Annotated in this window: 14 protein-coding genes; 7 read left to right on the top strand and 7 right to left on the bottom strand. The window is 60.6% G+C overall.

The features are described 5' to 3' along the window. Positions 1-152 precede the first annotated feature (152 nt). Positions 153-1,541, top strand: coding sequence for a sensor histidine kinase (locus tag HDF16_RS07680; RefSeq protein ID WP_246408849.1), 1,389 nt, complete (start codon positions 153-155; stop codon positions 1,539-1,541). A 168-nt stretch (positions 1,542-1,709) separates the two neighbouring features. On the opposite strand, the gene HDF16_RS07675 is transcribed toward HDF16_RS07680, so the two are convergent. The 3 genes from HDF16_RS07675 to HDF16_RS07665 form a co-directional block, all read right to left on the bottom strand. Further along, on the bottom strand, positions 1,710-2,021 hold the full coding sequence (locus HDF16_RS07675) for a hypothetical protein (RefSeq protein ID WP_184215157.1): 312 nt from the start codon (positions 2,019-2,021) through the stop codon (positions 1,710-1,712). Between the two features lie 112 nt (positions 2,022-2,133). After that, positions 2,134-3,561 carry a sodium:solute symporter family protein gene (locus HDF16_RS07670; RefSeq protein WP_184215154.1) on the bottom strand — a complete coding sequence of 476 codons (1,428 nt, stop codon included), beginning with the start codon at positions 3,559-3,561 and terminating at the stop codon, positions 2,134-2,136. 181 nt (positions 3,562-3,742) lie between these two features. Beyond that, on the bottom strand, positions 3,743-4,789 hold the full coding sequence (locus HDF16_RS07665) for a YihY/virulence factor BrkB family protein (RefSeq protein WP_184215151.1): 1,047 nt from the start codon (positions 4,787-4,789) through the stop codon (positions 3,743-3,745). Positions 4,790-4,917: 128 nt separating this feature from the next. Between HDF16_RS07665 and HDF16_RS07660 the strand changes: the two genes are divergently transcribed. Together HDF16_RS07660 and HDF16_RS07655 are read left to right on the top strand one after the other, a co-directional pair. Continuing rightward, entirely contained in the window at positions 4,918-5,913 is a 996-nt protein-coding gene (locus tag HDF16_RS07660; protein ID WP_348641269.1) for an MBL fold metallo-hydrolase, read from the top strand. Next, a complete protein-coding gene (locus HDF16_RS07655) occupies positions 5,906-6,787 on the top strand; it encodes an aldo/keto reductase (RefSeq protein WP_184215146.1) in 882 nt (293 codons plus the stop codon). Before HDF16_RS07660 ends, HDF16_RS07655 begins: the two co-directional genes overlap by 8 nt. 294 nt (positions 6,788-7,081) lie before the next feature. On the opposite strand, the gene HDF16_RS07650 is transcribed toward HDF16_RS07655, so the two are convergent. The 3 genes from HDF16_RS07650 to HDF16_RS07640 are packed head-to-tail and all read right to left on the bottom strand — an operon-like array spanning position 7,082 to position 10,497. Next, positions 7,082-9,031 (bottom strand): fibronectin type III domain-containing protein, encoded by a 1,950-nt coding sequence (locus HDF16_RS07650; protein WP_184215144.1) that lies wholly within the window; start codon positions 9,029-9,031, stop codon positions 7,082-7,084. Between the two features lie 51 nt (positions 9,032-9,082). After that, positions 9,083-9,748 carry a helix-turn-helix domain-containing protein gene (locus tag HDF16_RS07645; RefSeq protein WP_184215142.1) on the bottom strand — a complete coding sequence of 222 codons (666 nt, stop codon included), beginning with the start codon at positions 9,746-9,748 and terminating at the stop codon, positions 9,083-9,085. A 47-nt stretch (positions 9,749-9,795) separates the two neighbouring features. Next, a complete protein-coding gene (locus tag HDF16_RS07640) occupies positions 9,796-10,497 on the bottom strand; it encodes a YggS family pyridoxal phosphate-dependent enzyme (protein WP_184215140.1) in 702 nt (233 codons plus the stop codon). 234 nt (positions 10,498-10,731) lie between these two features. On the opposite strand from HDF16_RS07640, the gene HDF16_RS07635 reads away from it, so the two are divergent. Then, on the top strand, positions 10,732-11,364 hold the full coding sequence (locus HDF16_RS07635; protein WP_184215138.1) for a peroxiredoxin: 633 nt from the start codon (positions 10,732-10,734) through the stop codon (positions 11,362-11,364). A 74-nt stretch (positions 11,365-11,438) separates the two neighbouring features. Here the strand turns inward: HDF16_RS07635 and HDF16_RS07630 are convergent, their stop codons facing one another. Next, entirely contained in the window at positions 11,439-12,488 is a 1,050-nt protein-coding gene (locus tag HDF16_RS07630) for an aldo/keto reductase (RefSeq protein WP_184215136.1), read from the bottom strand. A 567-nt stretch (positions 12,489-13,055) separates the two neighbouring features. Between HDF16_RS07630 and HDF16_RS07625 the strand changes: the two genes are divergently transcribed. The 3 genes from HDF16_RS07625 (at position 13,056) to HDF16_RS07615 (ending at position 20,362) form a co-directional block, all read left to right on the top strand. Next, positions 13,056-16,700 (top strand): TonB-dependent receptor, encoded by a 3,645-nt coding sequence (locus tag HDF16_RS07625; RefSeq protein WP_221312591.1) that lies wholly within the window; start codon positions 13,056-13,058, stop codon positions 16,698-16,700. A 273-nt stretch (positions 16,701-16,973) separates the two neighbouring features. After that, on the top strand, positions 16,974-17,861 hold the full coding sequence (locus HDF16_RS07620) for a creatininase family protein (protein WP_184215131.1): 888 nt from the start codon (positions 16,974-16,976) through the stop codon (positions 17,859-17,861). 32 nt (positions 17,862-17,893) lie between these two features. Beyond that, positions 17,894-20,362 (top strand): DUF1592 domain-containing protein, encoded by a 2,469-nt coding sequence (locus HDF16_RS07615; RefSeq protein WP_184215128.1) that lies wholly within the window; start codon positions 17,894-17,896, stop codon positions 20,360-20,362. Positions 20,363-20,373 lie beyond the last annotated feature (11 nt).

Below are 20,373 nucleotides of genomic sequence, written 5' to 3'. Positions count from 1 at the left end.
GTCCTTCGACTTCGGCACTCGCGATAAAGCTGCAAGTGCCTTCGCTCAGGATGACGGGCTTCATCGGAGGAATCTCCGCTCAGGCTGGAGGGATTTACTCTTGAACGAACTCTAAGCTGAGGAAGCGAAGTAGCGGGCGCGCCATCTCTGACATGATTCCCAATTCGAAGCCGCTACGGAGGGTGCCGCTTGGCAAGACCGGCAAGCGGCTGAGCTTCGAGCGGCGGCTGTTTCTGTGGATGACGGCGCTGGCGCTGCCTGCGGTGGTTCTCGGCGGCTGGCTGATGGAGGTGAGTGGGGCCTCTGCGTTTGCTATGGTCTCGGCGGCAGTGGTGTTTGCGCTGGTGTGGATGTTGGTATCGAGCTCGTTTGTGGAGCTGATTACTCGGCCGATGCAGACGCTTGCGAACGTGGTGGCGGCGTTGCGAGAGGATGACTTTTCGTTTCGCGCGCGAGGGGCGCGGCGGGGAGATGCATTGGGCGATCTCGCGCTTGAGATCAATGCGCTGGCGGGGACGTTGCAGTCGCAGCGGTCTTCGGCGCTGGAGGCGCTGACGCTGGTGGAACGCGTAATGAGCTCGATGCAGTCGCCAGTGTTGGCGTTCGATGCGCAGAGCCGGTTGCGGCTGCACAACGTCGCGGCTGATCGTGCGTTTGGCCTGACGAGGCCCTCGTCCGATGGCAGGAGTGCGGAGGAACTGGGGCTGGGGGTGCTGCTCGATGTGCGGGACGAGGGGCAGTACTCGGGGGCGAAGTCGAATGATGCTGCGCGATATGTGGTGCGGCGGGCGACGTTCCGGCTGCGTGGGGCTCCGCATGTGCTGCTGGTGTTGTCCGATGTGGGAGCGGCATTGCGCGAGGAGGAGCGGCTGGCGTGGCGGCGGCTGATTCGGGTGCTGGGCCATGAGATCAACAACTCGTTGACGCCGATCAAGTCGATCGCCGGAAGTCTGCGGGGACGGCTGCCGGAGAGCGTTGAGGCCGCGCCAAATCTCAATCGCGATCTGCAGCGTGGGTTGGCGATCATTGAAGACAGGGCTGCTTCGCTGAACAGGTTTCTGCAGGCTTATCAGCAGTTGTCGAGCCTGCCTGCGCCGCGGCTGGAGTGGGTTTCGTTGCGGCTGGTGATGGAGCGGGTTGCGTTGCTGGAGCAGAGGATCGCGGTGCGGATTGAGACCGGGCCCGAGGTGGAGCTGCGGGTTGACTCCGACCAGATACAGCAGGCGTTCATCAATCTTCTGCAGAACGCTGTCGACGCGGCGCTGGAAGCGGCAGAGCAGGAGGGTGGCGCAGCGGAGGTGGCTGTGATGTGGGAGGTCGATGCGAACCAGGCGACGGTGCGCATTACGGACAATGGGTTGGGGCTATTGAATCCTGTGAATCTGTTTGTGCCGTTTTATACGACGAAGCCGAAGGGCACGGGGATCGGGCTGGCGCTGGCGCAGCAGATTCTGATCGTGCACAAGGGGAGTGTGAGTTTGACGAACCGGGGGGATGGGAGAGGGTGTGTGGCCGAGGTGCGGATACCGCTGGTGGGGTAGGGAGTTGCGAAATGCGGTGGTCTCTCCACTCCCATTCGATAAGCTCAGGGTTCGGTTAAGATGACGCATCTTTACGGTGGGAGGATAGCGCTTCTGGGTAGGGCGGACTCCCACATCTCAAAGTCGAGATGTGGGGCACCCGGCATCTTTACGAAGGAAGACTAAAGGCTATTCCTCGTCTTCATCCTCTTCTTCTTCGTCCTCGTCGTCATCGTCGTACTCGAGTTCGCCTTCATCCTCGTCCTCGTCGTCATCCTCTTCTTCGTCTTCGTCGAAGTCGTCCTCTTCGTCTAGGTCTTCGTCGTCATCCTCATCCTCATCTTCGTCGTCTTCCTCCTCCTCATCCACGGAGGCTGCGAAGAGAGTGTCGAGTGATGGCTCGAAGAGGAAGGGCGTGGCGCTGGCTTCGAGGTTTAGCGATGCCGGGTTGAGGAAGAGAACTTCCGCGCCGAGGGTGAGGTTTTCCGTAACTTGTGTCATCTATCGTCTCCTGATCTTGCTTCGGGTGGATGCGCCTTCCTGCCTGGCGGTTGTCGTTTGAGGAATCGCGGTCAGAAGTGTGATTGTAAATATCCTGTGTGAAGTTTCAACCCTATGCAAAGGGAGCGAGCTGGCTCGCCGAGGGCGGGGGAGTTATGAGACTGACGAGGACGAGCGAAAAAAGTGAGGTGAGGAGTGCGGGAAAGATGGCGTCGCGGTCGGTGAGGATGGCGGGGAGATGGGTGTGGATGAAGGCGGAGTCCCAGGTGATGGTGACCAGCGTTCCGAGAGCGATGGAGATTACCGCCGCTGTCGCTGTGGTCCGCTTCCAGAAGAAGGCGGCGAGGATGACAGGCGTTAATGCGGCGGAGTAGATGGTGTAGGCGTAGAGAGATTTTTTGAGGACGGACTCAGTGTGAAGCGACTGGTAGAGCGCCCAGAGGCCCAATAGGACGACCATGAGGCGGCTGACGATGAGGATGCGTTTGTTGGAAGCGTCGCGGGCGATGTAGCGGACGAAGACGTCGTTGACGAGGTTGGTGGCGGGGGAGAAGAGGTAGTTGTTCGCGGTGGAGATAATCTTGGCAAAGATGGCTCCGACGAGGAAGATGCCGAGCCACTTCGGCAGAGCGTTCATGCCGGTGTACGCGAGGATCTCGCGGGGGTGGGCATGGACTTCGCCGGTGGGGAAGAGGGCGGAGCCGGTGACGGCGATGGCGGCGATGGCGACCTCAAGGATGACGGCGCCGATGAACCAGCCGATGACGGAACGGCTTGCGTCCTTCTCGGATCTGGCTGAGAAGAACTTCTGATACATGGACTGGTTGCCGAGCATGAGCAGGCAGGTGGGGAGGAAGAGTTCTAGACCTTGCGCCAGTGTTAGGTCGCCCAGGACCTGAAAGTGGGTGGCGGGAAGCGCGTTGTGGATGCCGCTGAGGCCGCCTGCCAGATGGATGAGGACGGGCAGCGAGCCGAGCAGGGCGGCGGTGGCGAGCAGGCCGATGACGACGTCCATGTAGGCAACCGAGGACATGCCGGCGATGGCGGTGAAGACGATGACGAAGGCGGCGATGATGTACTTGCCGAGGTCGGCGGTGATGAGCTCGGGAAAGACGAGGTGGAGGATGTCGCCGCCGCCGATGAACTGGTAGCTGGTGATGGCGGTGTAGGTGAAGAGGATGGCGATGACGCCGAGGACGCGGGCGGTCTGGTTGTAGCGGGCTTCGAGGAGGTCGGGGATGGTGAATTGGGCGAACTTGCGGGCTCGGGGAGCGATGAAGTAGATGAGGATGAGTCCGGCCCAGCCCCCGGCGGACTGCCAGAGGGCGGCGAAGCCGTGTTTGTAGGCGTTCTCCGCGCCCCCTAGGAGCGAGCCGGAGCCGATCCAGGAGGAGAGCAGGGTGAAGATGAGGACGAACGCGGGCAAGCTGCGGCCGGCGACGAGGTAGTCGGCCTTGGTTTTTGTTTTGTTGACGCGGCTTAGCGAGACGGCGAGAAGAGTGATGCTGATGACGGCCAGGACTGCGGCGTATGGATTCATGTTGGTTGGGGGTTAGTTTACGTGATGGTGCGGTGGCGGCCCACTCACCGCGGTGAGACTGCGATGAATGGGGCACGGACATGTGGCGATGTGAGCGAAATGCGGTGGCTCACTTCCCCTTCGACAGGTTCAGAGTCCGGTCGAGATGACGATTCTCTGCGGGGGGTCCGAAGGGGCGGGATCAGGCGGCGGTGGGGGCGGTCTGGGGTGTGCCGCCGCAGAGGCGGCGTTCGGTGACGGCGGCTTCGATCTCGCTGTTGACCTCGGCTCCGAGCAGGAGCACTACGCCGGTGATGTAGAACCACGTGAGCAGGATGATGACCGCGCCGAGTGAGCCGTAGGTGACGGAGTAGTTGTTGAAGAAGTGGAGATAGAGGCGGAGGGCGAAGGAGGCGAGTAGCCAGGCGACGATGCCGATGGCGGCTCCGGGTGAGAGCCAGTGCCAGCGGCTCTTCTTCACGTCCGGCGCGAAGAAGTAGATGACGGCGAAGATGATCGCGAGGAGAGCGGTGGCTACGATCCATCCTACGAGACGGCTGAGGATGGCGGCGGCGATGGCCAGAGGGTGGTGGTAGATCATCTTGTGGGCGAACGCGGCGAGCATGTCTCCGCCGAGCATGGATGCGAGGAGTCCGGTGACCAGGACAGAGAGAGCCGTCGTGACGCCGATGGCGGAGAGGCGTGCCTTCCAGTAAGGGCGGGTTTCGGGGACCTTGTAGACGAGGTTCAGGGTGTCCTGGATGGCGGAGAATCCAACCGAAGCGGACCAAATGGCGGCGACGAGACCGAAGGTGACTTTTCCGGTTGAGGATGCCGCCGTGGTCTGGTTGAAGGTCTCGAGGACGATTCCCATCGCGGAGGGTGGGATGACGACCGATAGGTAAGCGAGGAGGGTGCTGTAGATGTGTGAAGCGGAGCGCGCCGCAAGGCCAAGCAGGGAGCTGGCGCTGACCAATGTGGGAAAGAGCGCGAAGAGGAAGTAAAAGCCGAGTTCAGCAGCGCGGCCGAGGAGGTTATCGGCGAGGAAGGACTTTGCGGTGCGCTTGACGACGGTGAACAGGGGCGTGCCTTGCAGGTCCCAGAGCGATCCGATGGGCGAGGCGGAGACGATGGCCCATACGGTTCGCTGGCGGGCTGCGGCGAGTCGGGCGGGGTCGATGATTTGCGGCGAGGCGGGTTGGGCGCGCGGGGCGTCCTGTTTCGGATCGGGGGGATCGATGTGCGGCATCTGTGCGGTACCTTTCGCCCAGAGATAGATGCGCCGTTAACGGAATCAGAGGGCCGATGGGCTAAGGTTAGGAAGTTGAGTGATCGAAGTGGGCGTGTCCGCATCCAATGTCCAGGGAGAACAGGCCGGTGAAAAGAGTCTCTGTGCGCCGCAGGCGTCCGTTCAAGATACAGAAGCTGGAGCAGCTTGTCCGGCTGGTGCGTGAGAGCCATGAGCAGCCGATTACCGGCGAGCCGCGGCTGCCCGAGATCGCTGAGGCCGGAGAGACGGGGATCACGTTTCTGGGGCACTCTTCCTTTCTGCTGCAGGTGGGTGGGAAGAATATCCTGGTAGATCCGGTCTTTTCTACACGGCTGGTTGTGTTGCGGCGGCAACGCGCGCCGGGGGTGATGGTGCGGGATTTGCCGCCGATCGATCTGGTGCTGTTGACGCATGCGCACATGGACCATCTGGATAAGGCGTCTCTGCGGCGGGTGATCCGGGCTACGCGGCGGCTGCGGGGAACGACACCGGAAGTCGTGGTGCCGAATGGCGTGGAGGATCTCGTGCAGTGGATGGGCTTCGAGAAGCTGCACGTGATGAGTTGGTGGAACGAGATTGAGACGCTGGGACTGAAGATCGTGATGACTCCTTGCAAGCACTGGGGAGCGAGGATGTTCCGCGATATGCACCGGGAGTACGGCGGGTACTTCATCGCGCCGACGGATGGTGGGCAGACGGTGTATCACTCCGGTGACACAGCTTATTTCGAGGGGTTTAGCCAGGTGGGTGAGCGGCTGCGGCCGGATGTGGCGTTGTTGCCGATTGGGGCGTATTTTCCTGACACGTACAGGACGGTGCATACGTCGCCTGAAGAGGCGGTGCGCGGGTTCATGGAGTGTGGTGCGAAGTGGATGATTCCGATGCACTTCGGGACATTCCGGCTGGGACGTGAACCCATGGAAGAGCCGGTCGAACGATTGAATGCGGATGCTTCACGGCTGGGAATTACGGACAAGGTCCGGGTGCTGACCGAGGGTGAGACGATGCTCTTATCGCGAGAGGGTTCAGTGATGGCCGCTCGTCCGGCGATCAATGAGAGGGAATCCTCCTCATCTTTGGCTGCATCGTATGGGCATGGCTAATTCGGCGGTTTTGAACAACGTAAATGCAGCGGCGAGTGGAACGTTTTCGCTGGGTGGAGACCTTCCGGTACACCGGTTGGGTTTCGGCGCGATGCGCATCACGGGCGAAGGCGTGTGGGGCGAGCCCAAGGACATTGAGGGCGCGAAGAAGGTTCTGAAGCGCGCTGTGGAGCTGGGCGTGAACTTTATCGACACGTCGGATGCCTATGGGCCGGACGTGAGTGAGCGGCTAATCGGCGAGGCGTTGGCACCGTATGCGAACGGCGTAGTGATTGCGACCAAGGGCGGCCTGACGCGGCAGGGGCCGAACAAGTGGCTGCCGGTTGGGCGTCCTGAGTATCTTCAGCAGCAGGTGGAGATGAGCCTGCGGCGTCTGAAGCTGGAGCGGATCGAGCTTTGGCAGCTGCACAGGATCGACCCGAAGGTTCCGGTTGAGGAGTCGCTCGGCATCATCAAGAAATTGCAGACGGCTGGGAAGATTCGCCATGTGGGCTTGTCTGAAGTGAAGCCGCATGAGATCGAGCAGGCGCGGAAGGTGATCGATATCGTCAGCGTGCAGAACCAGTACAACATTGGTGATCGGAAGCACGACGATACGCTGGAGTACTGCACGAAGAACAACATCGCGTTCATTCCCTGGTATCCGGTGGCGGCGGGTAAGCTGGCTCAGCCGGGCGGCAAGCTGGATACGGCGGCGAAGCAGCATGGAGCGACGGTGTCGCAACTCTCGCTGGCGTGGCTGTTACAGAAATCGCCGGTGATCCTGCCGATTCCGGGGACTACTTCGGTGGCGCATTTGGAGGAGAATATTGGTGCGGGGCAGGTGGAGTTGAGCGCGGCTGAGTGGAAAGAGATTGAGGATTCGGCGAAGTAAGAGTTTTTGAAAATGATGTGAGTGGCCCGGGGTCTCGGTTTGAGACTCCGGGCCGTTTCTGTTTGTGGTGGCTGAAAGGTTTGAGCTGTTTTGGCGAGGGAATGGCGATGCAGGTCCTTCGACTTCGGCGCGTGCGATGAAACTGCACGCGCCTCCGCTCAGGATGACGGGGATTGGTGGAGGGAGGAAAGCGGTTCATGCTTCGCACGAATGTCCCACTCATGCGATGAAGCCGCATGAATGGGGCACCCGGCTAGAAGTGAAGGTGTTGAGCTTTGGGCACGTGAACAGACCTTAGTGCATGCGGCCTTTGGCGGTGGGATTCTCGATTCTTACTGGGATGGGTTTTGAGGGTGGGCCTTCGCCGTGGGAGTTGCTGGAGGTGACGGTGTAGTAGCTCATGCCGATTGGGGCCTGGATGCCGGAGTAGATGGCCGTGGTCAGACCTGTGGCGATGGTGTGGAAGGAGCCGTCGGCCTTGTCGGAAGCGGCGACGGTATAGGTGACTGCGTCGGAAACTGCGGGCCAGGTCAGGGTTACGCTGCCGCCTTTGATCTCTGGGGAGATGTTGGTGGGTGCAGCAGGAGATTGGCTGTCCGGCAAAAGGCCGTAGATGCAGAGGCCGCCGGTGCCGATGTTCTCCTTGCCGAAGCTGGCGAGGAAGACCTTGCCGTTGGCGACGGTGGGCGGGGCCATCTTGGAGTAGCCGTCGCAGTCATCGCGACCGCGGTTCTGCCAGGAGTTCCAGAGCTCGTGGTTGATGTCGTCGGCGTCGTAGGCGTGGAGGATGCCGGGGCGGGTCTCGTGCCAGGAGTCGCCGCTGGCGTGGATGGCGGCCCAGAGAATGCCATCGTGACCACCGTTAGCCGAGAGCGAGAGCATCGCCCCGGGATGACCTTCGTTCGACTCGGGTCGAGTGATGATGGGAGTTTCGCCTACCTTGCCGTTGGTGATCTTGTAGACGCGTTCCTTGTCGCGCTGGCCCCAGATGTAGAGCAGGTCGCCGTTTTTGGCGCTCTGCCAGAAGACAACGCTGTGCAGGTGCGAGCCGGTGGCCTGGAAGTGCTGGATGGCGTGCTGGTCGCCAAGATGGCCGAGCTTGCGCGTGTCTAGAGTGTAGAGCACGCCTTCTTTGCCGCCGCCCACGACCAGATTAGTACCGGGGATGAGGGTTGCGCCGGAGGAGTCTAGGTCGTTGTCCTTCGCGTCGAGTTCGCGGTGGTTGGTGGGGGTGAACCAGTCGAGGAGCTTGAGCGAGGGGCTGAGCTTCATGAAGCTTTCGCTGAAGTCGGTCACGCCGTTCCAGGTTCCGTTGCCGGTGACGATGTAGATGTTGCCGGCGGCATCGACGGCGGGCGCCTGGCCGGACTGCCAGATGCTGGCCTGGCCGCCCTTGGGCGAGGTGTTGAGGACGGCGGTCTGGCGGAGGGTGCGGGCGTCGTAGCCGAGCAGGAAGCCGTGGTACGGCTCCTTGTCGCAGTGCGAGGCGTAGCCGACGTAGACGGTGTGGTTGGTGAGCAGCAGCGCCGGGCGCTGATTCTGGAGCAGGGGATCGAAGGCGGGGGCGGTGATGGTGACCGGGCTGTTTGCGAGGTCTGCGCCGCTGGCCAGGTCAAGCGCATGGAGGCGCTGGGTGAACTTGTCACCGACTCTTGTGAGGGCGACTACGTAGAGGGCGTTGTGCGGCTTGTCGATGACCGGGGTGCCGATGATGCCCATGCTGCCGTTGAGGTCGAGGCAGCCCAAGTCGGCGTCGTAGAGGTTGGCGGGAGCGCCGAAGTTGACGTGCCAGATGGGCTTTGTCGCTTTAGGATCGTTGGCGTCGAAGGCGTAGACGCTGTTGTTGACGGTGGTGATGAAGACGAGGTCGTGGGTGCCGGTGCCGAAGCTCGAGTCTTTGAGCTTGATGTCGGTGACGACGAGGGGCTGGGAGTAGACCTGGTCGTCTACCGGGAACTTTGTCAGTAGGCCGAAGGTGGACGCGGTCACGTTGGCCGGGGTGAGGGCGGTCTCGTGGGTGTTTGCGCCGGTGCGGGCGAGGTCGTTGTGGTTGGTGGTGACGTCGACCTTTTGCTGGGCCGGGGCTGCTAGAGCTATCAAGGCAAAGACAACGGCAAAGGCGAGATGCGGGGGTCTCTGCACTGCGCGACGGACGATGGTGCCGTCCGCCGCTTCGGCTGAGATGACGATTTCTTTCTTAGAGGAACGAAGTTTTGGCGCGGCGAGAAGACGCTGGATCGGCATGGGGGGAGTCTACTAGAGGTCGGACCTCTTTGGCTCTCTCCAGAGCCTGGCCTACTTCGGGTGTTCGGTGACGATGAGGGCACGGGCGGTGCGGTCGCCGTTGCAAAGGTACTGACGCGTGGTGTTGGCGTCGATCCAGACGACGTCGCCTTTACAGAGCCAGTGGCGCTCGTTGGGGAGCGCGATTTCCAGTTCGCCGTCTAGGACGTAGACGAACTCGGTGCCGCGGAAGATTTTGGGGGTGAACTCGCACTCTTCGCCGTTGGGGAGGAACTCGGCGAGGCAGGGGACCATGTGGCGGTCGGGGATGAGGGCGCTCAGGCTTTGCGAGACGAAGCGGGAGTTCTGCTTTTGCTTTCTGGTGATGGGAATGCGATCGCTCTTTGAGAGGCGGCGGAAGGAGACTTTCTTGTCGACGGTGAAGAAACAGGAGAGGTCTCGTTGGAAGACGAGGGCTATGCGGGCGAGGTTGCGGATGGTGGGGACGACGCGACCGGTCTCGAGTTGCGAGAGGAAGCTGGCGGAGAGGCCGGAGAGGCGACCCAGTTCGACCAGGCCCATGGAGCGCTTCAAACGCATGGAACGGATACGTTCGCCGATGAGCTTTTCGTCGATCTGCTGCTCGACGCGGGTGGGATCGACGACGGAGAAGTCGTGGCTGACGGCTGCGTCCTCGTTCAGGGGGGAGTCGAGTTCGGCTTGCTTGATCTCTGGCATGTACCTCCTAGGATGATCCCGGAGGCCAAGCTGGAGGGGAACGACCTTCAGGCTTGTTGATCGGGTGAAATTCGGCGGCCAAAGATTGCGGTGCCGATGCGGACGCAGGTGCTGCCCTCCTCGATAGCGACGGCGAAGTCGTTGGACATGCCGGTGGAGAGCCGGGTAAGGGTGGGGTGGAGGCGCTGCTGGGCGTCGCGGAGTTCGCGGAGATGACGGAAGTAGGGGCGGGCGGTCTCGGCGTCCTCGCTCCAGGGCGGAACGGTCATCAGGCCGACGGCGGTGAGGTTTTCGAGGGGAGCGATGGCGTTGAGCAGGGCGGGGAGTTCCTCGGGGGAGATGCCGTGCTTGGAATCTTCGTGGGAGAGTTTGACCTCGATGTAGATGGGGAGTTTCTTGCCGAGCGTTGCGGCGGCGCTGTCGAGGCGCTGGGCGAGTTTGACCGAGTCGACGGTGTCGATAGAGTGGAATAATTCGGCTGCTTTGCTGGATTTGTTGGACTGCAAGGGGCCGATGAGGTGATATTCGCCTTCGGTGCAGGCGGAGAGCGAGGGGAACTTGCCGGCGAACTCCTGGACGCGGTTTTCTCCGAAGAGGCGCTGGCCGGCGGCGTAGGCTTCGAGGAGGGATTCGACGGGATGGACCTTGCTGACGGCCATCAGGGAGACCGAGGATTCGGGGCGGTTGGCGCGGCGGCAGGCGACGGTGACGTCTTCGCGGACGCGGGCGAGATTTGCTTCTATGGTCATGCTTGTTGCATCTTATCTCTATAGGGATTTGGAAGCAGCGATGAGCAGAATGCCGTTTTGCCCGATGAACGATTCCCGATGTTGTACGGATGCGTGTTGTTGCGCTTAGGCGCGGCGACAGGCACGACCCCTCCTGTGAATTTTTAGTTCCGGTTTCAGTCCCGAAACCCATGTCTCGAAGGCGAGGCGCCGGGGCACCACCTCTTTGTAATCCACCAGAAAAGGAAGACCGATATGTCACTGCAGCTTGGCGATATTGTGCCTGATTTCACGGCGCAGACTACCGAAGGCGAGATTCACTTCTACGACTACATTGATGGCAAGTGGGCGGTGCTGTTCTCGCACCCCAAGAACTTTACGCCTGTCTGCACGACGGAGCTGGGCTACACGGCGTACCTGAAGCCGCAGTTCGATAAGCGCGGCGTGAAGGTGATCGGCCTGAGCGTGGACAAGCTCGAGTCGCACGAGCCGTGGTCGAAGGACATTGAAGAGACGCAGGGAACGGCGCTGAACTTCCCGCTGATCGCCGACACCGACAAGACGATTGCGAACCTCTACGACATGATCCATCCGAATGCTTCGGACAGTGCGACGGTGCGGAGCGTGTTTGTGATTGGGCCGGACAAGAAGCTGAAGTTGTCGATGACCTACCCGGCTTCGACGGGGCGGAACTTCGACGAGATCGTGCGCGTGATCGATTCGCTGCAACTGACAGCGAAGCACCAGGTGGCGACTCCGGTGAACTGGAAGAACGGCGAGGATGTGATCATCGTTCCGGCGGTCTCGGATGAGCAGGCGAAGGAGAAGTTTCCTGCGGGATGGAAGACTTTGAAGCCGTATCTGCGGGTGGTTGCCCAGCCTCAGTAATTGCTCGCTCTAAGCGAAAGTGGCAGCAGGCCGATTGGCTTGCTGCCACTTTCTGTTTGCAGGTGCGCGATTGTTTACGACTGACTAGGTAGGACACGCTGCACCGGGCCGAGGCGGTCGCTGCCCTGGAACGGGATCATCCAGCCGGGGTACTCCGGTGGGAGAGCGCTGACTTCGTCTAAGGTCTTCATCTCATCGGCCGTGAGGATGACCGAGTCTGCGGCGAGGTTCTGGTGCAGCTGGTCGAGGCGCTTGGCTCCGATGATGACGGAGGTGACGAAGGGCTTCGCCAGGATCCATGCGAGGGCGATCGTCGCTATGGAGACGCTGTGGGCCTTGGCGATGGGCTCGATGGCGTCCAGGATCTTCCAGGTGCGCTCCTTGTCGACAAGAGGGAAGTCGAAGGCGGAGCGGCGGGAGTCCTCGGGCTTCTGGTTTTCGCGGCTGAATTTGCCGGAGAGCAGGCCGCCAGCGAGCGGGCTCCATACCAGGAGGCCGGTCTTCTGGTCTTCGAGGACGGGAACGATCTCGCGTTCGAGGTCTCGGCCCGCGATGGAGTAGTAGGCCTGGAGGGTGTCGAACTTTGCCAGGCCCTTGTGTTCGGAGATGCCGAGAGACTTCATGATGCGCCAGGCCTGCCAGTTGGAGCAGCCGATGTAGCGGACCTTGCCCTGCTGGACGAGCGTGTCTAAAGCACGCATGGTCTCTTCGACGGGCGTGACGACATCGGTCCCATGAATCTGGTAGAGGTCGATGTAGTCGGTCTGGAGGCGGCGGAGGCTGGCGTCGACGGCGTCCATGATGTGGCCGCGTGATGCGCCTACATCGTTGCGTCCCTGGCCGACGCGGCCGTAGGCCTTGGTGGCGAGCACGATGTCTTTGCGGGCGATGTTGAGATTCTTGAGGGAGCGGCCGAGGGTGAGCTCGGACTCGCCTTCGGAGTAGACGTCGGCGGTGTCGATGAAGTTGACACCGGCCTCGACGGAGGCGCTGATGAGGGAGTCCGCGGTGGCCTGGTCCTGTGAGCCGATCGCGGTCCAGAAGCCTTTGCCGGCGAAGGTCATGGTGCCGAGACAGATGTGTGAGACGAGGAGGCCGGTGTTGCCGAGGGTCTTGTATTGCATGCGAGGATACCTTTCCAGTGCTCCGTTGCGTTGGGTGCTGCTCGATCGTTAAGTGTGCCGCCTATCGTTTTAGATAGCGAAGATCGCGGAGCGGTTGACTAATGTTTGGCAAGAAGGCGTTTGCTTGATCCGCAGATGCCGGGCAGTGACTGAATCGCCATCGTTCCGAGGCTCTCCGCGGACCTGCGGTCAGAAGCGTTTCCACGGTAAATCGAAGCGATTGTGGCTCATATCGTGCTTCATCTTGCGGTTCGCGGGCGTGAATTTCCGTTGATCGAGGGTTAAGCCGCCTCGATACGCTCGATCGTGCATGGGACGAAACGGGATTTTCTTCGTACAATTATGGAGTACTCACACTCACTTCAAGCAGAGCTATAAGGTCATCCGAGCCTCCACGATGAGAGCCGGATCGACTTTACATCGGTATCCATTCCGCGCCCGCGGAATCAGCTCCAAAAACGTATTGATTCAATCGCACTAAGTGGCCTCCGCTTCCCCTTGCTGGGAGGACGGTCGAACTTACCTCTTTTCCAGCAACGCACATGCGGCGGATACAGGAGAACTCCATTGATTCAACGACTGTCTTGTTTTCTTATGTTCACTTTTTGTTTCGTAGCCGCCGCATTCGGCCAGGCAACGTCCGTAAGCGGCACTGTCTCTGACCCCACCGGCGCGGTCGTTGTGGACGCGGCTATTACGCTGACCAACATCGATACGGCTGCTGCGCGCACTGGAGCGACGAACAAGCAGGGCGTTTATCAGTTCTCTCAGGTTGCGCCCGGCAACTACAGCATTACCGCGGATTCCGCGGGTTTCGGTAAGGCGACGATCGCCAAGGTGCAGTTGCTGGTGAATACGCCCTCTACCTTCGATATCACTCTTCAAAGCGCCAGCAGTGAGGTGGTCGTTGACGTCACGAGCAGCGCGAGCCAGGTGAATACTTCTGACGCCTCCCTGGGAAACGTTATATCGACCAAGCCGATCGTTCAGCTTCCGCTTGAGGGCCGCAACGTCACTGGATTGCTCGCTCTCCAGCCCGGCGTCACGTTCATCAAGGAGCCGAATCCCGGGTCCAAGAACGACTATCGTAGTGGATCTGTAAACGGTGGCAAGTCTGACCAGGCCAACGTCCTGCTCGACGGTGTGGACGCGAACGACCAGCAGAATCGCACGTCCTTCACCAGTGTGCTTCGGGTTACGCCTGATTCGATTCAGGAGTTCCGCACCATCACGAGCAACCCCAGCGCGGACCTCGGCCACAGCTCCGGTGCTCAGGTCACGCTCGTGACCAAGGGTGGGACCAACACCTTCCATGGCAGCGCCTATGAGTACAACCGCAACACGGAGCTCGAAGCCAACCAGTTCCTGAATAAGCGCGCGACGCCTGTGCTTGCTCGTCCGGCACTCATCCGCAACGTCTTCGGCGCGGCGGTTGGTGGTCCCATCAAGAGAGATCGTGCCTTCCTCTTCATGAACTACGAAGGGCGTCGCGATGCCAGCGCGACCTCGCAGAACCGTACGGTTCCGACCGATGCCTTCCGCGCCGGTACCTTTACGTATGCCACGACAACAGGTGGCAACAATACTTTGACGCCCGCGCAAGTCCAGGCGCTCGACCCCCAGGGCATGGGCGAAAACCCCGCTGTTCTTGCAGACTTCCAGAAGTATCCGCATTCGAATATCGCTGGCGGCGACACCATCAATACCGGCGGCTACACCTTCAACGCCAAGACGCCGCTGACCTACAACACCTACATCGCCCGCGCTGACTACAACATTGACAGCGCGGGTAAGCACACCATCTTCTGGCGCGGCAACATGCAGACCGACAACTACGCCAACGGAGCTCCGCAGTTCCCCGGTGAGCCTTCGTCGAGTGTCTACGTGAACTTCAGCAAGGGCTACGCGTTCGGTTACAACTGGATTGTTTCGCCGAATGTAGTGAACTCGCTGCGCTTCGGCTATACCCGCCAAAGCGTCTCGACGACCGGTACTCAGAAGGCATCCACGGCATACTTCGATGCCATCACCCCACTGCACGCGATGGGCGCGGCAAGCTCGACGCAGGCCGGTGGATATGCGACCGCGCAGCAGCTTCCCGTGTATGACATTCGTGACGACCTCACATGGAGCAAGGGCCGCCACACCATTGGCTTCGGCGGAGAGATGTTCTTCCTCCACAACCACTACGCCACCAACTCTGCATCGTTCTCGAACGCCTTCATCGACGGCCTTTACCTCGTGAACGATGGCGGCGACTTTCTCGCTCCAGACGCCAAGAAGACGACTGCGTATGAACTCCAATTCACCAACCTGCTCGGGCTCGAGGCAAAGCTACAGCGTCGCAGCAACTATGACCTGAGCGGCAACACGCTGGCTGACGGCTCCACGGTCAAGCGCAACTTCGCCGAGAAGCACTTCGACCTCTACGTTCAGGATAGTTGGAAGGCTCGTCCGAATCTGACGCTTACCGCTGGCGTGCGCTACACCATGAGTCCGCCCCTCACTGAGACCCAGGGCTTCAACGTCAGCTCCACCCAGTCGCTTGGCGCGTACCTCACCAAGCGCGGTCAGCTTGCTGCCAGCGGCCAGTCGCAGGCGCTTGCAGGAAACGTAACCTACGACCTGTCGTCGAAGCTTGGGAAGTCGCTCTACAACTTCCAGAACGACTTTGCACCGCGCGTCTCGTTTGCGTGGTCGCCCAAGTTTGAGCATGGAATTGGTCGCGCTATCACCGGCGATCAGGACCAGTTTTCCATCCGCGGTGGCTTCGGTCTCTTCTACGACGCCTTCGGTCAGGGCCTGGAGCGCGACTATGCGAGCGCTGTCGGCTTCTCCACGCTCACACAGAACGGTCCCGGCCAGCAGGTCGCAAACGTACCGCGCTACACCGGCTTCTACGACGTTCCGTTCAATGCTTCCCTGTTCCCGAAGGCTGTAGCTGGCGGCTTCCCGCAGACACCTGCTGCTGGCGGTCTTGCGCAGGCCAGCACGGTCGACTCCTCCATCCGGTCGCCTTACAGCATGAGCGAGAACCTCAGCATCGCTCGTGAACTCAAGGGTGGTTATCTTGTTCAAGTATCGTGGGTCGGCCGCCAGTCTCGCCGTTCCCTCACGGGCGAGGACATCGCAGCTCCCTCTGACCTCTACGACACCGCGTCCAACACGGATTACTTCCAGGCTGCCAAGATTCTGAGCCAGGCTGCGCAAGCCGGCGCCGCAACGGTGCCGACCGTTGCCTACTGGGAGAACCTCTGGCCCGGTGCCGCGAGCTCCACCACCACCGCAACCCAGGCCATCTACCAGCAGTTCGTCGCCAACAAGAACGATTGGACCTCGGCCCTGCTCAACTTCGACGCCTTCTGTACTCCTTCGTGCAGCAAGCTGGGACAGAACACCATGTTCAACTCCCAGTTCGCTGCCCTCTACGCCTTCCGCTCCATTGGAACCGGAAGCTATAACGGCATGCAGGTGCTGGTTCGTAAATCGTTCTCGAAGGGGTATCAGTTCGACTTCAACTACTCTCTTTCGAAGTGCCTGGACCTCGGATCTTCGCCTGAGAGCACGGGTGCCACCACGTCAACCGGCTCTATCCTGAACACGTGGAGCCCGAACCAGATGCACGCTGTTTGCGACTACGATCTTCGCCACCAGATCACCGCTTTTGGGATCGCCGAACTTCCCTTCGGTAAGGGCAAGGCGTATGGCGCGGGAGCCAACAAGCTTACAAATGCACTCATCGGCGGATGGCAGCTTACCACGCTCTTCCGCACCACCAGCGGCTTCCCCGGCAGCGTATCGAACGGCGTCGGTTACCCCACCATCTGGGACTTCACCGGCTACGCAACCCAGACCGGAAAGCTCCCTGGTAAGGGGCCGAAGGGGCAGATGTTCTCAAGCTCGTCCGCAGCGTATGCTGCCTTCGCTCCAACGTTCGCCGGAGAGTCGGGTACACGCAACAGTCTCCGCGGCGATGGTCTTATCACGCTCGATGGCGGCCTCTCCAAGCGCTTCGACCTTTACAGCATCCACGACCAGCAGCACTCAATTCAGTTCCGCTTTGAAGGGTTCAACCTGACCAATACGGCCCGGTTCGATATCTCAACCGCGTCCCTCAACCTGAGCACGCCGGGAACCTTTGGCAAGTATCTCGGACCGCAACAGTTCATCGACCCGCGTGTCTTTCAGGCGGCTCTTCGGTACGAGTTCTAACCTCAACTTATCGCAGTCTCGTCCCGTCTATCGGTACTCGGGGCGAGACCGCAAAACCCTCGTAGAATCTGCATCATTGCGGCATCTGGCTCAGAATTCTTACGTATCTCGCCCAATCTGAAGAAAAAAGCTGGATTCAACGGCATAGAACAGCGCAAACCACGGGTCATCGGTTCCCATTTTGTCCCATAGTCTCTACTCTTTAACCAGTGGTCACCACCTCCGTTTTGTTTCGCGACAACTGCTCGTAGCAAGCACTTAAGTGAGGAAACGTTGCCAGCATTTCATCTCTCAAAGCACAGGGTCTGGATCGCCGGAGCCATTCTTGCAGCATCCGCAACCGGTGCCCTGGCTAAGGCCAAGCCAGCCCCGGCGAAGCTAGACCGCGTCGACCTGGAGTTGATGACGACCAACGAGGTCAAGGCCGCGATCGTTGGTGGCAAGACGACCGCTCTCATCTTCAACGGTGGTACCGAGACTCGCGGGCCGCAGGCTGTCAACGGCGGGCATACCTTTGTGGCGCACGCCAAGGTGGTCGCCATTGCGCACGAGCTTGGGAACGCTCTAGCGGCTCCTGTGCTGCCCTTCTCTCCGAACAATGCTTATCCTGAACTCCCCGGCACTATCGGCATTACGGCCGAGACCTTCAAGGAGGTCAACAAGGAAGTCGCCGAGCAGATGATTCGCAACGGCTTCAAGAATGTTGTGCTGATGGGCGACCATGGCGGCGGGCAGAAGGAGCTTGCCGCACTTGCGACCGAGCTTGATGCGAAGTATTCGTCTGAGGGCATTCACGTTGTTTACTGCGAGGACGCGTACAAGAAGTCGAACGATGATTACGACAAGTGGATCGCCTCGAAGGGACTTTCGCCAAGCGGCCACGCCTCGATCAACGACACTTCGGAGATGATGTATCTTGAGCCCGCGCCCGATGCCTGGGTGCGTCGCGATAAGTTGCCGGAAGCGATCGAACAGATTCCGGTCGGCGCTCCTCCCGCGCAGCCCGGGCACCTGAAGCATTCGACGAACGGGGTGAGCGGGGATGGACGCGCCTCGACGGCCGAGATCGGCAAATACGGGTACGACATTCATGTCAGCGAGTCGGTCGAGCAGATTCGCCAGCTTCTCGCTACTGCAGCAACGTCAACACCCGCGAAGTAGCACCGCAACGGTACAGGTTTGGAGATGGATTGATGCGCAATCGGATGATGATGGCCGTCTGCAGTCTGGGTCTGGTGACCGCCTATGGGCAGGCGCCGAAGGCCCACACGACGGCGACGCCGCACATGACGGTGGACCAGCAGAAGCAGCTTGTGGATCAGTACTGTTCGGACTGCCATAATCCGGACGAGAAGCGTGGCAGCATGACGCTGACCGATCTTGACCTGCAGCATCCGGAGAAGAACATCGATCTTGCGGAGAAGGTGATCCGCCGCGTGGGCGTGAACATGATGCCGCCTCCGGGCAAGGCGCGGCCTGATGCGGCGACGATGAAGCTCTTCGCCACGTCGTTGGCCAGCAACGTCGATACCTACGCGGCCACTCGGCCTGCGATTGGCAATCCTGCGCTGCATCGGTTGAACCGTTCCGAGTATTCGAACTCCGTGCATGAGTTGCTTGATGTGGATGTCGACGCGGAGAAGTTGCTTCCCAGCGATGCCATGAGCCATGGCTTCGACAACATGTCGGACGTGCTGACGCTTTCGCCTGCTTTGATGGAGGCGTACATCCGCGCCGCTGGGCAGATCAGCCGACAGTCCATTGGCGATCGCAGCGCAGCTCCTCTGAGTTCGACGTATAGCCTTCCTCGCGTCGTCTCGCAGGTGGGACATGTCGATGGAGCTCCTAGCGGGACTCGTGGCGGAATCTCGGTCGTCCATACGTTCCCTGCGGACGGCCTCTATACCTTCAAGGTCACCTTCTACTTTTCGCTTGAGGGACAGCTCTTCGGAGCGATGCAGGGGAATGGGCAGCAGATCGAGATCTCGGTCAATGGAGCTCGCGCGGCCGTCTTCACGCTGAATCCGACGATGACCAAGTTCGATGAGCTGCGCACCCCGGCCATCGCGGTCAAGGCTGGGCCGCAGCGAATCACTGCCGCCTTCGTCAACAACTACGATGGCCCGGTGGAAGATGCGGTGCAGCCGGTAGGCTTCTCGCTGCTCGATCTCAACCAGGCGGATCTCCCCGGTCTGACGACGCTGCCGCATGTGCATGAGTTCACCGTCACGGGGCCGACGAAGGTCGAAGGCATCTCTGAGACACCCAGCCGCAAGCTGATCTTCTCCTGCCACCCCGACACTGCCGTGCAAGAAGAGCCCTGTGCCCGGAGTATCGTGACGCGGCTTGCGGCGCAGGCATATCGGCGGCCGGTTACGACTGTTGAAGTTGCACGGCTGATGAAGCTCTACGAGCTTGGCCATGAGAATGGCGGTTTCGAAGGCGGCGTGGGCGTTTCGCTGCAGGCGATCCTTTCGAGCCCTTCGTTCATCTATCGCTTCGAGCGCAGTCGCCAGCAGGGTGTCCGTAAGAACGTGAAGGAGACTGTAGCGCCTTCGGGTTCGCTCTATCCGGTCAGCGATCTCGAGCTTGCATCGCGGCTCTCGTACTTCCTTTGGAGCGCCGCTCCCGACAAGACGCTGTTTGATTTTGCCGAGGCCAACAAGCTTCACAATCCCATCACACTTCGCGCGCAGGTAAAGCGCATGTTGGCCGATCCACGTTCGAAGTCGCTCTCGGCGAACTTCGCGGGGCAGTGGCTTCATCTTCAGAACCTGAAGGGCGTACAGCCGGATGGTTATCTGTATCCCGCTTATGACAAGACGCTTGGCGACTCGATGCGCAAGGAGACCGAGCTCTTCTTCGGCAGCGTGGTGCATGACGACGCCAGCGTGCTTACCCTGCTCGATGGGCACTACACTTACGTCAACGAGCAGCTTGCCGGGCTCTACGGAATTCCAAACGTCTCCGGCAATCGCTTCCGCCGCGTTGAGTTGACGGACCAGAACCGCTTCGGCCTTCTCGGCCAGGCAAGCATTCTTACGCTTACCTCGGCATCCAATCGTACCTCGCCGGTGATCCGCGGCAAGTACGTGATGGAGATCTTCTTCGGCACGCCTCCACCGCCTCCTCCGCCCAATATCCCGGCGCTGAAGGAGCATGGAGATGGCGGCTCGGTGGCGACCGTGCGCGAGCGTCTTGAAGAGCATCGCAAGAACCCCACCTGCGCGGCCTGCCACAAATTCATGGACCCCATCGGATTTGCGCTTGAGAACTACGATCCCATTGGCGCATGGCGCAGCTTCGACTCCGGCGCTCCAATCGATTCGGCGGGCGTCCTCTACGACGGCACCAAGCTCTCCAGTCCGGCCAGCCTGCGGAACGCGCTTATGGCGCACTCCGATGCGTTCCTCGGAACGTTCACCGAGAACCTCTTCGCTTACGGCATGGGGCGCGTGCTTACACCTTCGGATATGCCGGTGGTGCGGTCTATCGCAGCGTCTGCGGCGCGGCATGACAACACTTTCTCCTCGTTCGTCATGGGCATCGTCAACAGCGAGCCCTTCCGGATGCGGACTGCAGAGCCTGCTTTGCCCGCTCGGTTTACGGCTGCGATCGATCTCAACGAGGCGGCCACTGCAACCGATACGGCACATCACTAGCATTTAGCAAT

Origin of the sequence: Granulicella aggregans (genome assembly GCF_014203275.1) — a bacterium.
In the GTDB taxonomy this organism is placed as follows: Bacteria; Acidobacteriota; Terriglobia; order Terriglobales; family Acidobacteriaceae; genus Edaphobacter.
The sequence above is the reverse complement of the archived record's forward strand: the minus strand, read 5'-3'. Positions and strand labels throughout refer to the sequence as shown.

Coding starts and splice junctions, on each gene's coding strand:
- HDF16_RS07655 (WP_184215146.1), top strand. CDS start 5,906: ATGGCTAATTCGGCGGTTTTGAACAACGTAAATGCAGCGGCGAGTGGA.
- HDF16_RS07645 (WP_184215142.1), bottom strand. CDS start 9,748: ATGCCAGAGATCAAGCAAGCCGAACTCGACTCCCCCCTGAACGAGGAC.
- HDF16_RS07670 (WP_184215154.1), bottom strand. CDS start 3,561: ATGAATCCATACGCCGCAGTCCTGGCCGTCATCAGCATCACTCTTCTC.
- HDF16_RS07650 (WP_184215144.1), bottom strand. CDS start 9,031: ATGCCGATCCAGCGTCTTCTCGCCGCGCCAAAACTTCGTTCCTCTAAG.
- HDF16_RS07615 (WP_184215128.1), top strand. CDS start 17,894: ATGCGCAATCGGATGATGATGGCCGTCTGCAGTCTGGGTCTGGTGACC.
- HDF16_RS07630 (WP_184215136.1), bottom strand. CDS start 12,488: ATGCAATACAAGACCCTCGGCAACACCGGCCTCCTCGTCTCACACATC.
- HDF16_RS07635 (WP_184215138.1), top strand. CDS start 10,732: ATGTCACTGCAGCTTGGCGATATTGTGCCTGATTTCACGGCGCAGACT.
- HDF16_RS07680 (WP_246408849.1), top strand. CDS start 153: ATGATTCCCAATTCGAAGCCGCTACGGAGGGTGCCGCTTGGCAAGACC.
- HDF16_RS07640 (WP_184215140.1), bottom strand. CDS start 10,497: ATGACCATAGAAGCAAATCTCGCCCGCGTCCGCGAAGACGTCACCGTC.
- HDF16_RS07665 (WP_184215151.1), bottom strand. CDS start 4,789: ATGCCGCACATCGATCCCCCCGATCCGAAACAGGACGCCCCGCGCGCC.
- HDF16_RS07675 (WP_184215157.1), bottom strand. CDS start 2,021: ATGACACAAGTTACGGAAAACCTCACCCTCGGCGCGGAAGTTCTCTTC.